Source organism: Chitinophaga sp. LS1, assembly GCF_034274695.1.
Lineage (GTDB): Bacteria > Bacteroidota > Bacteroidia > Chitinophagales > Chitinophagaceae > Chitinophaga.
This window is the reverse complement of sequence record NZ_CP128362.1, coordinates 1,721,428-1,735,238: the sequence shown is the minus strand read 5'-3', so window position 1 is coordinate 1,735,238 and position 13,811 is coordinate 1,721,428. Positions and strand designations below refer to the sequence as shown.

10 protein-coding genes are annotated in these 13,811 nt (G+C 44.5%); 6 read left to right on the top strand and 4 right to left on the bottom strand.

Annotated elements, in window-relative coordinates:
* Window positions 1–39: 39 nt before the first annotated feature.
* From QQL36_RS07155 to QQL36_RS07145, 3 genes are all read left to right on the top strand, one after another.
* The gene (locus QQL36_RS07155) at window positions 40–1,428 is read left to right on the top strand and encodes a lamin tail domain-containing protein (RefSeq protein ID WP_321569388.1); all 1,389 of its coding nucleotides are present in this window, start codon (window positions 40–42) and stop codon (window positions 1,426–1,428) included.
* 154 nt (window positions 1,429–1,582) lie between these two features.
* Window positions 1,583–2,233, top strand: a complete 651-nt coding sequence (locus QQL36_RS07150; protein ID WP_321569387.1) for a DUF5606 domain-containing protein — start codon at window positions 1,583–1,585, stop codon at window positions 2,231–2,233.
* A gap of 291 nt (window positions 2,234–2,524) precedes the next feature.
* Window positions 2,525–4,246: a M3 family oligoendopeptidase gene (locus QQL36_RS07145; protein ID WP_321569386.1), complete on the top strand. Its 1,722-nt coding sequence runs from the start codon at window positions 2,525–2,527 to the stop codon at window positions 4,244–4,246.
* Between the two features lie 68 nt (window positions 4,247–4,314).
* On the opposite strand, the gene QQL36_RS07140 is transcribed toward QQL36_RS07145, so the two are convergent.
* The gene (locus QQL36_RS07140) at window positions 4,315–4,743 is read right to left on the bottom strand and encodes a Fur family transcriptional regulator (RefSeq protein ID WP_083722937.1); all 429 of its coding nucleotides are present in this window, start codon (window positions 4,741–4,743) and stop codon (window positions 4,315–4,317) included.
* Window positions 4,744–4,745: 2 nt separating this feature from the next.
* Entirely contained in the window at window positions 4,746–5,372 is a 627-nt protein-coding gene (locus QQL36_RS07135) for an SCO family protein (protein ID WP_083722938.1), read from the bottom strand.
* A gap of 130 nt (window positions 5,373–5,502) precedes the next feature.
* Here QQL36_RS07135 and QQL36_RS07130 point away from each other — a divergent pair, with 130 nt between their 5' ends.
* A complete protein-coding gene (locus QQL36_RS07130) occupies window positions 5,503–7,608 on the top strand; it encodes a TonB-dependent receptor (protein WP_321569385.1) in 2,106 nt (701 codons plus the stop codon).
* Here the strand turns inward: QQL36_RS07130 and QQL36_RS07125 are convergent.
* Both QQL36_RS07125 and purN read right to left on the bottom strand, forming a co-directional pair.
* Window positions 7,586–8,251: a hypothetical protein gene (locus QQL36_RS07125; protein WP_143708840.1), complete on the bottom strand. Its 666-nt coding sequence runs from the start codon at window positions 8,249–8,251 to the stop codon at window positions 7,586–7,588. The genes QQL36_RS07130 and QQL36_RS07125 overlap by 23 nt on opposite strands.
* A gap of 40 nt (window positions 8,252–8,291) precedes the next feature.
* Window positions 8,292–8,858, bottom strand: coding sequence for a phosphoribosylglycinamide formyltransferase (gene purN / locus QQL36_RS07120; RefSeq protein WP_083723010.1), 567 nt, complete (start codon window positions 8,856–8,858; stop codon window positions 8,292–8,294).
* A gap of 429 nt (window positions 8,859–9,287) precedes the next feature.
* On the opposite strand from purN, the gene QQL36_RS07115 reads away from it, so the two are divergent.
* Both QQL36_RS07115 and QQL36_RS07110 read left to right on the top strand, forming a co-directional pair.
* Window positions 9,288–10,562 carry a c-type cytochrome gene (locus QQL36_RS07115; RefSeq protein WP_235643644.1) on the top strand — a complete coding sequence of 425 codons (1,275 nt, stop codon included), beginning with the start codon at window positions 9,288–9,290 and terminating at the stop codon, window positions 10,560–10,562.
* A gap of 129 nt (window positions 10,563–10,691) precedes the next feature.
* Window positions 10,692–13,796: a TAT-variant-translocated molybdopterin oxidoreductase gene (locus QQL36_RS07110; protein ID WP_321569384.1), complete on the top strand. Its 3,105-nt coding sequence runs from the start codon at window positions 10,692–10,694 to the stop codon at window positions 13,794–13,796.
* Window positions 13,797–13,811 lie beyond the last annotated feature (15 nt).

Genomic DNA, 13,811 nt, shown 5'->3' with positions numbered 1-13,811 from the left:
TCTCACGCCCAATTCGAAGAATATTTTAATTATCAAGATATGAAAGATGCAACGCGATGGCGTGGCACCGACTCCGCATGGATAATTCAAAATGGACAACTAAAAAGTAGCTTCGAACAGATTAATAGTAATTTCTATATATCTACTGTTTCTTCACTACCTGCAGACAATAGCTGGCAATGGTGGATGCAACTCAACTTCAATACTTCATCTTTAAACTATGTAGATGCATACTTATGTGCAGATAAACGTGACCTGATGGATTCCTTGATCAGTGGGTATTTCGTAAGGGTAGGTAACACGAAAGATGAAGTCTGTTTATACCGGAAAGATCCGCATAAAACACCTGTATTACTCATAGATGGCAGAGATGGCATCACTGACCATACAACTAATATTTTAAATGTACGGGTGACATGTAGTGAACAATATAAATGGACACTACAGGTAAATGATGTAGTAGAAGGAACTGCAACAGATAGTACTTATCGTGCTATTACTGTGATGGGATTTGTAGTGCGGCAATCCATTGCTTCATTTGCAGGCAAGCATATTTTTGATAATGTCATTGTTGGTAATGCTCCTGCAGATACTGAAAATATACATGTAGTGATCAATGAAATATTATACGATGGTGATGTTGAATTTGTAGAGTTGTATAATAATGGTACACAACCTGTGTCACTTTCACAATTATCTATTATAAGAGAGAAAACAAGTGGTGGGCTTACTGATCCTGTTACATTTTCTTCAGGCACATTAGCCCCGGGTAGTTATGCTGCATTTACGAGTGATCCCGATGCATTGTGCAGACAATATCATTGTACGTATCCTGATCATATTTATAAAATGTCGCTGCCTGCATTGACAAATGAAAAAGGAGCCATCTTTATATTGGATAGTAAAGGCGATACCATCGATGTATTACACTACTCAGATGCCATGCATTTTCCTTTAGCAAAAAATACAAAAGGTGTATCGTTAGAACGGCTCGATGTAAATGCACCCACACAACAAATTTCTAATTGGCATTCTGCATCCTCCACGGTGGGATATGCGACACCGGGAATTGCAAATTCCCAGCAGTTAAACGCAGTAGATTTGACCCGCAAGTTGACCCTGAGCCCTGAAGTGTTTTCACCAGATAATGATGGAATGGATGATGTGGCACTGATTAGTTATGCACTAACTGGTCCCGGATCAGTAGCCGATATTTTTATATATAATGCTACGGGCAGATTAGTCAAAACCATTTGCAACAATTTTTTACTCCCGCCAAAAGGATTTTTTACCTGGGATGGTACAGATGATCTACACAATATAGCCCCAACTGGCATATATGTCGTATTTGCTTCCCTCCTTGATCCTGAAGGAGATGTGCAACGCTGGAAGCTCCCGCTGGTATTGGCAAAGAGAAAAAATGCCTGATTTTGTCAACATTTATAGTTGCTAATGACAAATATTTTTTTAATATATTAATAGTCAGGGAAGTTGATCATTAGGAAGAAAATGAAAGTATACGGAGGATCAATTTGTCGGATAGAAACGATTTTTTATATTTGCGCTTCTTAAAAATTTGAACATGCAGTATAGAGAAATAGTTGCAGTAACCGGTTTGGGCGGTTTATTTCAGTTGATCGCCAGCAAACAGGATGGTGCCATTGTAAGATCTCTGGAAGACAAGAGTACGCGTTTTGTGAGTTCGCGCATCCATAATTTTACCCCCCTGGAAAGCATTGAAGTATTTACCACAGGCGAAAACGTAAACCTGGCGGAAGTATTCAAGGCTATGCAGGAGCAAGATGGTAAAACTGCCCTGGTGGATGCTAAGGCTGACAATAATGCGATCAAAGCTTACTTCAAAAGCGTATTCCCTGAATTCGATGAAGAAAGGGTGTATGTGAGTGATATGAAGAAGATGGTAAAATGGTATACCATCCTCAAAAGCAATGACCTGCTGAGATTCGACGAGCAGGCAGAGGAAGCAGTTGCTGAAGAAGTAGCTGCCGAAACTGTAGCAGTTGAAGACGAAGCAGCAAAACCTGCTAAAAAGGCAGCTAAGCCTAAAAAAGCTGCAGCTAAGGACGATGCGCCTGCTGCTGAAGGTGAAGAAGCACCAGCTGCTAAACCTAAAAAAGCAACTAAGGCTAAGAAGGAAGAAACTCCTGCTGCTGAAGGCGAAGAAGCACCTAAAAAGAAGGCTGCTCCTAAGAAGAAGAAGACCGAGGAATAGTATTTTCCTTTCAGGAATAAAATATTGCCTGGCGGAAAGCGCAATCGCGTTTTCCGTCAGGCATTTTTATTGTTATAAGTCCACGTCTTCTTCGACGCTTGTTCGATGCTTCTTCGACTAAGCTATACTATAGCTTCGATACCAACAGGTCACCAACGGATCATCAATAGGTCACCTCATTATCCCGGGGATATTGAAGTGACCTTATAGTGCCCTTCTAGTGACCTTTCAGCAGCGAAGCTATGGTAAAGACACACTATAGCTCTGACATTAATTTCTTATTTTAGTATTATGAAGACATTAGACGCAAATATTGATAAACAGCCACGTACACTCCTGTCTGAAGACTTTAAGGTGACTACGTGGGAAGTATTGAAGCCATATTATGATGAATTGTTAGAAAGACCGGTAGATAGTGTGGCAACGCTGGAAAAATGGCTGAAAGACATCAGCGAACTGGATGCAGTGATCAGCGAAGACGTCGCCTGGCGTCAGATCCGCATGACCTGCGACACTACAGATAAATCCCTGGAAGAGGCTTTCGCCTACTTCTGCATGGAAATACAACCTCAGTTACAACCTTATACGGATGCCCTGAACAAAAAACTGCTGGCAAGCGAATACCTGGACCAACTGGATCAGGAACTCTATGCCACCTACCTGCGCTCCGTAAAGAAACAGGTAAAACTGTTCCGGGAGGAAAACGTACCCCTGCTGGCAGAACTGAGCGTACAATCTCAGCAATATGGTCCGATTGTAGGCAAAATGACTATCAATGTAAATGACCAGGAGTATACCCTGCAGCAGGCAGCCCGCTTTCTGGAAAGCAGCGACCGCACCCTCAGGGAAGAGGTATACCGTAAAACTTCTGCCCGTCGCCTCCAGGACAAGGATCAGCTGGATCAGCTGTATACCACCCTGGTACAAAAGCGCGACCAGGTAGCAAAGAATGCCGGTTTTGCAAACTACCGGGATTATAAGTTCGAAGACCTGGGCAGATTCGATTATACCAAGGAAGATTGTTTCCAGTTCCACGCAGCTGTAAAGGAGCACATCCTGCCACTGGTAAAGAACTTCCAGGAAAAACAACGCCAGAAACTGGGTCTTGATGTGCTGAAACCATGGGATAGTGAGGCTGAACCAGCAGGTGTGAAACCACTGGAACCTTTCCACACCGGCGAAGAACTGATCAATAAAGCCATTGAAACCTTCGATGAACTGGGCCCTTTCTTTGGCAACTGTTTGCGTGTGATGCAGAAAATGGGCCGTCTGGACCTGGAAAGTCGCAAAGGAAAAGCACCAGGCGGATATAACTGTCCGCTGGCTGAAACCGGTGTGCCTTTCATCTTTATGAATGCAGCCGGACAAATGAAGGACCTGACAACCATGGTACACGAAGGTGGCCATGCGGTACATTCCTTCCTGAGCCATAACCTGAAAATGAGCTTCTTCAAGGAATATCCAATGGAAATTGCCGAGGTAGCCAGCATGAGTATGGAACTGTTTACGATGGACCACTGGAATATCTTCTTCAGTAATCCCGATGAACTGCGCCGTGCAAAACTGCAACAGCTGGAAAGGGCAATTGTGATTTTCCCATGGATTGCCACCATCGATAAGTTCCAGCACTGGGTGTATGAGCATCCGCAGCACACTGTGGAAGAGCGAACAGCTGCCTGGGTGTCTATACTGGAAGAGTTCTCAACCCATACTGTAGATTTCACCGGACTGGAAGAATCCAGGGCAGCTAGCTGGCAGCGTCAGTTACACCTGTTTGAAGTGCCATTCTATTATATTGAGTATGGTATTGCGCAGCTGGGTGCGATTGCGATGTGGAAACAATACAAAGAAAACAAACAACAGGCACTTGATAACTATGTGAAGGCGTTGAGCCTGGGTAGTACCCGGACATTGCCGGAGTTGTATAAAGCAGCGGGGATAAAGTTCGACTTCTCTCCTGCTTATGTGAAGGAACTGGCAGATTTTGTACAGTCCGAGATCGAAAAGATTTAGATCAAATAAAAAAACGCTAATGCCTGAAGCATTAGCGTTTTTTTTATTTAGAGCTGGCCTGCGGCCGGCTATTTACATTCCTTACATACCCCACTTACCACCACATCTACATTATGCGCAGCATATCCTTTCGGTAGCTGTATCACAGGTATCTCCGTTTCATCCAGGCAAATCGTAGTCCCACAATTCTCACATCTGAAATGAATATGGTGATCGTGATGATCATGTTCTGAACAATCAGATTTGCACAGGGCATACCTGATACTGGTATCGGTAGTGGGAATGGTATGGATCAATCCCTTATCAAGAAAAGTTTGCAAAGTGCGATACACGGTCACACGGTCAAAAGACTGACCGGCCAGTTTTTCAAAACTACTATGTTCCAGTGCGCCATTACTCTCCATGAACAGCTCCAGGATCTTTAACCGCGTATCTGTGATGCTGAGTTTGCTCGATCTCAGCAGTTCTGTGATATGTGTTTTGTGCGTGATGTCCATAATTATTCCTTTAGCAGCCTGTCGATATCGACGATCATCTTGTCTACATCATTGGCTTTAGTGCCTTCGTATAATCCCCTTATGCGACCATCGCCATCTACGAGAGCGAACCATTGAGTATGCACAAAGTCCTCGTCTCCGGCATAGGTGCCGTCATCTACAAGATAACCTTGTCTCGCAAGTTTGTATAATTCTTTTTTAGAACCGGTCAGGAACCACCAGTTGGATGGGTCGGCGCCGTGTTCTTCAGCATATTTCTTTAATACAGGGACACTATCATTCTCAGGATCTACGGTGTGGGAGAGGATTCTGAACTTAGGTTCGTTTTTATATTTAGCATATACTTTCTCCATGTTCTTGTTCATCTTTGGGCAGATGCCGGTACAGGTGGTGAAAAAGTATTCTGCTACGTATATTTTGCCTTCCACATCTTTGGCTGTGATGGTACGGCCCTCCTGATTGGTAAATGAAAAGCCCCCTACAATATGGCCGTTTGTTCCCAGCACTGGCAGTTTTTCTCTGCCGAAGAAATCACCCTGTTCTCCTCTGATCACGTAGCCGGAGTATCCCATGAAGGCTATGGCCAATAGCACGAAAAAGGTGATTAAAAAGACGTTCTTCTTAGACATAATCGCCGATCTGTTATTTATATAATGCAAAGGTAGGTGTTTTCTTTATTACCCTATAATTTAGGCCAGCCTAAAAATTAATTCTTGTAATGAAAAATTAAAAAAATACATTCGTGAAAATTAAATATACATGTTTAGATTTCTAACTGCAGTGCTCATACTCTGTAGCATGGCTTCTTTTGCCCAAACGGATTCGCTCCAGACCACTCACCTCAATGAGGTGATTGTAACCGGTGTGACCCGTGCCACCACGGTCAGGAAGAACCCCGTCCCGATCTCCGTCATTACCAAAAAAGAGATGACCACTCATTTAAATACCAATCTCATCGATGCAATTACGAAATCCATTCCCGGGGTATCCGCAGTGACCACCGGTCCCAATATTTCCAAACCGTTTATCAGGGGACTCGGCTATAACAGGGTATTGACCTTGTACGATGGGGTTCGCCAGGAAGGTCAGCAATGGGGAGATGAGCATGGTATCGAAGTAGATCAATATGGTATAGGTAGAGTTGAAGTCGTAAAAGGCCCGGCAAGTCTTACTTACGGCTCCGATGCCATCGCGGGCGTGATAAACATGATCCCCGACCTCCCAACCGGGGAAGACGGTAGACTCAAAGGCAACTTCATTTCAGAATACCAGACGAACAATGGTATGATCGGTTCTTCCCTCGGCCTCTCCTATCATAAAAACGACTGGCACTATGTTTTTCGTCTCAGCGGTAAGTTGGCGCATAATTACCGCAACGCCGCCGATGGCTATGTATACGGCACGGCCTTCCGCGAATTGAATGGCACAGCTATGGCCAGGGTAGATAAAAAATGGGGCTATTCGCTGCTCGCCACTACCCTATATAATAATCTACAGGAAATCCCTGACGGTAGCCGCGACTCCCTCACCCGCAAATTCACCATGCAGGTGACCGAAGGGGTTGACGATGATATCAAAAACCGTCCGATAGTTCCGGATCATTTACTAAAAACCTACACCATCAACGATTTGCATCAGCACATTCGTCATTACAGACTATACAATCGTACCAAAATCGGCAATTTCTTTTCTAATATCGCCTTGCAACAAAGCGTTCGGCAGGAATACAACCACCCCCTCACCCCCAAACAACCCGGTCTTGACCTGATATTAAATACCCTGAACTACGACTTTCGCTATAATCTCCCAACTATACAAGGTATAGAAATGACAGCCGGGGTCAATGGTATGTACCAGACTAACCGTAGCCAGAATGCCACCGACTTCCCTATCCCTGACTACAACCTCTTTGACATCGGGGGCTTTTATTTCCTTAGAAAATCTTTCGGACCTGTGGATGTATCCGGAGGTATAAGATATGATCATCGCCATATTCACTGGGATGATTTCCGCCAGTTTACCGCATTCGTGCATAGTTATAATGGTATCTCCGGCAGCGTGGGCGCTACCTATAATCTCAGCGAGCGGTTATTGCTAAAAGCGAATATCGCCAGGGGCTACCGTGCTCCCAACATTACCGAGATCGGCTCAAATGGCCTCGACCCGGGTGCACACATTGTGTATTTAGGCAATCGCAGTTTCAACCCGGAATTCAATTTACAGGAAGATATCGGCTTTCTCGCCTACCTGGGCGACCTGGATATCAGTGTGGAGTTGTTTAATAATAATATTACCAATTACATCTATCAGGCCCGTCTCAATGATGTGGTGATCGTACCTGGCAATGCGACCTACCAATACCAGCAATCAAGAGCAAGGCTCTATGGTGGAGAATTCAGCCTTAACCTTCACCCCCGTGCTATTAACTGGTTGAAAATTAACACTAGCCTCGCCTATACAGTTGGTTTAAACCAAAACGCAGCATCCATCAGGGAGCATGGTGATCAGGCAAAGTATCTTCCTTTTATTCCCCCGTTGCATGCGCGTTCAGAATGGAAAGCGGTATTCCCGAACATGTATGGTAAAATAGAAGTAGACGGCTACGCAAGACAAAACCACTTTTACGGCGTAGACAATACAGAGACGGCGACGGATGGGTATGTATTATTAAATATGGGGGCAGGCGGCACCATTGCAAAAAAGTTTGACCTGTTTTTCCAGGTAGATAATGTATTGAATACGGTTTACCAGGCCAATATGAACCGGTTAAAATATTTCGAGTATTTCGCGGCCTCGCCGAATGGGCGATCAGGTATATATAATATAGGTAGGAATTGCAGTATTAAAGTTTCAGTCCAATTTTAATACCCAGCTGAATGCTTGGCAGTACACTCACCAGTCTGCCATCATTCGTCTCGGTAGCTCCATTATTATCTGAAAAATTCTGGTAGCGATAGACTTTGGTACGGATACCCAGTCCTATGTATGGATCAAAAACGATTTTATCTTTTGTGATCTGCCGGCCCAGCAGGATCTGGAAGCCATATACATTTTTGCTGGCAGAGCGTTGATAATTATTGTCATTGACGGCTACATCCTGGTTGGGGTAGAATACCTTCTTATATAAGAAGACGGGTTCGAAGTAAGTACCCATTGCCCTGTATAAACCATCTCTTGCAGAAAACAGGTACCACTTCAGGCCAGCCCTGAATCCCAGTCCTCTCCCATCTACAAACTGCTCGGTAGTGATATCCGGTTTTTTCTGTCCGACGTCGATTTTTTTAGACAGGAGATAATCCGGGTAATCGGTATAGATAGCTGATACACCGATTTCGAGGCTCAGCTTTTCGCTCAGTTCCTGCTCGATCGATACATCCAGTTCATTAATAAGCGTAGTAGGGTTTACCTTGATATAGGTAGACCTGCGAAAAGGGGATTTGCTATCCTGGGCAATAGCTGAAAGCATCCCCAGGAGTAACAGGCATGTAACAAGCAGTGGTCGTTTCATAAAGTTTAGTTACCAGCTTCTTAGCTGAAAGTATGACTGATTATAAAGTCAATAATCGTTCCACAATTAGTGGATAAAACTTGTGTTCCAGCACCTGTACCTTCTTTGCGAGGGTCTCCGGGGTATCGTCCGGGGTGATGGTACAACGTTCCTGTAAGATAGTAGCTCCATCATCATATTTTTCATTGACAAAATGGATAGTAATGCCACTTTCAGGTTCCTTTGCGGAGATCACGGCGTCGTGCACAAAGTGACCATACATGCCTTTGCCCCCATATTTCGGTAGCAATGCCGGATGTATATTAATAATACGCTCTGGAAATGCCTGTACCAGGTTGCCAGGTACTTTCCAGAGGAAACCAGCCAGTACGATCAGGTCTATGTTTGCTTCCTTTAATGTCTGAATATAGTCATCACTTTTGAAAAATCTTTCTTTATCTATTAATATAGAAGGAATGTGTTCATTCTCTGCAATTGTAAAAACACCGGCTCCTGGTTTATTGCACAGGATGAGTGTAACGGCGGCTTTGTCGGAGCCTCTGAAGTGGTCGATGATCTTTTGCGCGTTACTACCTGCACCGGAAGCGAAGATGGCTATATTTTTCAAGTTGAAGTTTGTTTGCTTTTTAAAGGAAGAAGTTGCAAAATTAGATAAATATCGGCAGATGTCTGGCAGGGCCTGTTTTGATCCCAAAATTTTCGGAGTATATTTGAACCATTCACAGGGAAAAGAGGTTAATTAAGGCAAGACACAGCTCTGGAATTTATCCCCTCTCTATGCCATATTACAATACATGATAATATGTAGGTTTGCAAGGAAGCTAAGAACCCAATGTGTAGTTTATGATATTTATCATGTTTTTTCTTATGTAAAAGTATCTGATCAATACGCGCTTTGCCGCGTCATATATAGGGAAAAGGAATTAGTGAAGCAAGTAAGATTTTTTTATAATTGTTGATAAATTGTCAATATTGTGTCTTATTTTTGCTGGCACTTTTTAAAGAAACTTAAGGTCAAATCTAAACTAAATAGGCTGTGTATCGTCGTGTTTCCATCCGTATGCGTAAGCATTTTGTGAGTGTTCTTGTCCTATGCGTTGGTCTGATTGCTTCCTTCTCTGTAAAGGCGGCCGATCCTTCCAAAGGGAAAGCATTGTTTAAGGATAACTGCGCATCTTGCCACAATGTCCAAAAGAAACTAACTGGTCCTGCCCTGGCGGGTGTTGAAGGCCGTTGGAGTGATAAGAAGTTATTACACCAGTGGATCCATAATTCAGCATCTGTACTGGCTTCTGGAGACCAATATGCAAATGCTCTGTACAAAGAGTACAATATTGCGATGCCTGCTTTCCCTTCTTTCTCTGACGCCGATATCGATGATATCCTGGCGTTCATTGCGCAGGAAGAAGCTAAAGGTGGTACTACTGATAAAATTACCAATCCAACTGGCAATCCAGGTACTAACCCTGAAGAAGGAAGCGCTAACAACAGCCTCCTTTTTGGTATTATTACCCTGATCCTCGCAGTAGTTGCATTAATTCTCCTCCAGATCAACAGCAACCTGAACAAACTTGCTGCTGACAAAGAAGGCGTAGCCGTTGCAGAACCTGTTCCATTCTACAAAAACAAAGCATACATCGCGCTGGTGATCCTGCTCCTGTTCATGGTTGGTGGTTATTTCACTATCAATGGTGCAATCGGTCTGGGTCGTCAAAAAGATTACATGCCTGAGCAGCCAATCTTCTTCTCTCACAAAGTTCACCCGGGTATGAACCAGATCAACTGTCTTTACTGCCACGCTGGTGCTGAGAAGAGTAAGCATGCAATGATCCCTTCTGAAAACATTTGTATGAACTGTCACAAAGTGATCAGCGAATACAGTGGTGGTGATCTCTTCAATGCCGAAGGCAAGAAGATCAATGGTACAGCAGAAATCGCCAAACTGTACGACTACGTAGGTTGGGATGCTACAGCGAAAGCGTACACTAAACCAGGCAAACCTATTCCATGGACTAAGATCCACAACCTGCCTGACCACGTTTACTTCAACCACTCTCAACACGTAGTAGCTGGTAAGCAACAGTGTCAGACTTGTCATGGTCCGATCACCGAAGAAGATGAAGTTCATCAGTTCGCGGATCTGTCAATGGGTTGGTGTATCAACTGTCACCGTACTACCAAGGTGCAGTTTGCTGACAACAAATACTATAGCATTTTCGAGAAGTTCCACCAGGATGTGAAAGATGGCAAGATCGACAGCGTGACTGTTGAAATGGTTGGTGGTACTGAATGTCAGAAATGTCACTATTAATATAATAAGTGAAGATAAATCTGGTGGAGGAAGCAAAGTAGTAGCGTAAAACAGATCGTTATCATACCAGCTTCATACATCGTTCTTCATAATGCTAATTATAATCCGTAACTCGTTAGTATAAATAACATGGAGCAAAAAAAGTATTGGAAAGGCTTGGAGGAGTTGCACAATACCAAGGAACATCAGGAGATTGTGAATAACGAATTTAGAGAGGATCTGCCTTTTGAGGAGAGTGAAAGCCTGTTGAATGCTACTACCCCACGCAGGGACTTCCTGAAGTACCTGGGGTTCACTACTGCAGCTGCTACTATCGCTGCCAGTTGTGAGATACCTGTGAAAAAAGCAATACCTTATGTAAATAAGCCAGAGGAAATCACTCCAGGTGTACCTAACTACTACGCTTCTACATACGCTGTTGATGGGGAGTTCGTTCCTTTAGTGGTGAAAACCCGTGAAGGTCGTCCAATTAAAGTGGATGGTAACGAATTGTCTTCTATCACTGGTACTTCCTCTACTGCAAGAGTACAGGGTTCTGTTCTGAGCCTGTACGATGCGGCCCGTCTGCGTTTCCCAACTATCGCAGGCGCTGAGGCTACCTGGTCCGAACTGGACAAACAGGTAGGCGCTGCCCTCGCCGGTCTGGCAGGTGCACCGGTTGTACTGCTGACTTCTACTATCATCAGTCCTTCTACTAAAAAAGTAATCGCTGGTTTCCAGGCTAAATATCCAGGCTTCCGCCATGTAACTTACGATGCAGTTTCATACTCCGGTATGTTGCTGGCTAACGAAGCTTCTTATGGCAAGCGCGCACTTCCTGCTTACCACTTTGAAAATGCCAAAGTGATCGTGAGCCTGAATGCTGACTTCCTGGGTACCTGGTTAAACCCTGTTGAATATGCTAAGCAATACGGTTCTACTCGTAAAATCGATGAGAAGAAGCCGGAAATGAGCAAACATTTCCACTTCGAGAGCATGATGAGTGTAACCGGTGCAAATGCTGACGAAAGATATACACACAAGCCTTCTCAAACTGGTGACGTTGCGCTGGCCCTGCTGAATGCATTGGGTGGTAACGTTAGCGCTCCTGCCATCACTGACAAACGTCTGGCAGAAGGTATTCAGAAAGCTGCGAAAGCCTTGCAGGCAAACAATGGTAAATCCATCGTAGTAGCAGGTTCCAACGATGTAAACGTACAGGTTATCGTAAATGCGATCAACAGCCAGATCGGCGCTAACGGTACGACTATCGACTGGAATGCTACTGTAGGTTACCGTCAGGGTATCGATAGCGAAATGGAAACACTGGTGAAAGATCTGAACGCAGGTACTGTGGGCGGTCTGTTCATCTACGGTGTGAACCCTAGCTACGATTACTACAACGCAGCCGCTTTCACAGAAGGTCTGAAGAAAACGAAGCTGACTGTTTCTTTCAACTCTCACAAAGACGAAACTTCCGAGAACGTTAAGTTCGCTGCTCCTGCTCACCACTTCCTCGAAAGCTGGGGTGATGCTGAAGGCCGCACCGGATATTTCTCCTTCATACAACCAACCATTGCGCCGCTGTTCAAAACACGTGCATTTGAATCTACCCTCCTGGCATGGAGTGGCAACACGACTGCCTGGGAAGATTTCCTGAAGAATGAGTGGATTGCTAAACTGGGTAGCCAGGAAGCATGGGACAAAGCGCTGCAGGATGGTGTGATCGAACCAGCTACTGCTCCTGCATTAGGTGGTGCTTCTTTCGCTGGCAATGTAGCTGATGCAGCTGCTAAAATCGGTAGCGTTAAGAAAAGCAGCAAAGATGGCCTGGAACTGGTACTGTATGAAAAAGTCGCAATTGGTAACGGTAAGGAAGCCAACAACCCCTGGTTGCAGGAAATGCCTGACCCTATCACCCGTTCTACATGGGATAACTACGCTGTAATCTCCAACAAACTGGCTAAAACTTTCGGTAGTGAGCTGGGTGATGATTACGAAATCAACAATGATAAGACCGTTCTGAAAATAAAAGCCAATGGTAAAGAGGTGCTTTTACCATTGCTGATCCTGCCAGGTATCCATCCTGAAGTGATCGCGATCGCAGTTGGTTATGGCCGTAACGCTAACGCAGGTAAAGCTGCTGCTGGTGTAGGTAAGAACGTTTACAACTTTGTAAGCTTCAACGGTATAACCCGCGATTTTTACGCTCCTGAAGTGGTTGTTGAAAAAACCAGTCAGACTTATGAGATTGGTGTAACCCAGACCCACAATAGCTACGAAGGTCGTCCTATCGTTAAGGAAACTACCCTGGAAGAGTTCATCAAGAACCCAGAAGAAGTGAACGAAGATAGAAGAGAACTGGACCAGTTTGGTTACGATGCTTCTAATCCAAAGGATAGCACCAGCAACTTTGTTAAGAATGGTACCCTCTACCCGGATGTTCACCAGTATCAGGGTATCAAATGGGGTATGTCAATTGACCTGAACACCTGTTTCGGTTGTGGTGCTTGTACCATTGCCTGCCAGGCTGAAAATAACGTATCCGTAGTTGGTAAAGAGCAGGTGATCAAGGCGCATGAAATGCACTGGATCCGCATCGACCGTTACTTCAGCGGTGATGAGAACAATCCGGAAGTAGTGTTCCAGCCTATGCTGTGTCAACACTGTGACAACGCTCCTTGTGAAAACGTTTGTCCGGTTGCAGCTACCAACCATAGCTCTGAAGGTATTAACCAGATGGCTTACAACCGTTGTATCGGTACTCGTTATTGCGCTAACAACTGTCCGTTCAAAGTACGTCGCTTCAACTGGAGAGACTGGAATGGTGCAGATAGCTTCGAGAACAACCTGTACGATGTAGGTGGTATGAACGATGATCTGACACGTATGGTACTGAACCCTGATGTAGTAGTTCGTAGCCGTGGTGTAATGGAAAAATGTTCTTTCTGCGTACAGAAATTACAGGATGCTAAACTGACTGCAAAGAAAGCTGGTCGTCCAATGAAGGATGGTGAAGCAAGAACTGCCTGTCAACTGGCTTGTTCCGCAGATGCAATCGTATTCGGTAACGTGAACGATAAGGAAAGCCGTATCTATAAAGTGCGTAACGAAGAGCAGAAGAGCAGAATGTACTATGTACTGGAACAACTGCACGTGCTGCCTTCCATCAACTACCTGGCTAAGATCAGAAACAAAGATGCTGAGCCTAAGGCAGAAGGTAAGAAGGAAGAAGCTGCTCATCATGAAGCATAGTCAGCGTAAGCTGGC

Bases quoted from the DNA above. Each gene is read 5' to 3' on its own strand.
- QQL36_RS07155 (WP_321569388.1), top strand. From the start codon at position 40: ATGAAAGATGCAACGCGATGGCGTGGCACCGACTCCGCATGGATAATT.
- QQL36_RS07150 (WP_321569387.1), top strand. From the start codon at position 1,583: ATGCAGTATAGAGAAATAGTTGCAGTAACCGGTTTGGGCGGTTTATTT.
- QQL36_RS07145 (WP_321569386.1), top strand. From the start codon at position 2,525: ATGAAGACATTAGACGCAAATATTGATAAACAGCCACGTACACTCCTG.
- QQL36_RS07140 (WP_083722937.1), bottom strand. From the start codon at position 4,743: ATGGACATCACGCACAAAACACATATCACAGAACTGCTGAGATCGAGC.
- QQL36_RS07135 (WP_083722938.1), bottom strand. From the start codon at position 5,372: ATGTCTAAGAAGAACGTCTTTTTAATCACCTTTTTCGTGCTATTGGCC.
- QQL36_RS07130 (WP_321569385.1), top strand. From the start codon at position 5,503: ATGTTTAGATTTCTAACTGCAGTGCTCATACTCTGTAGCATGGCTTCT.
- QQL36_RS07125 (WP_143708840.1), bottom strand. From the start codon at position 8,251: ATGAAACGACCACTGCTTGTTACATGCCTGTTACTCCTGGGGATGCTT.
- QQL36_RS07110 (WP_321569384.1), top strand. From the start codon at position 10,692: ATGGAGCAAAAAAAGTATTGGAAAGGCTTGGAGGAGTTGCACAATACC.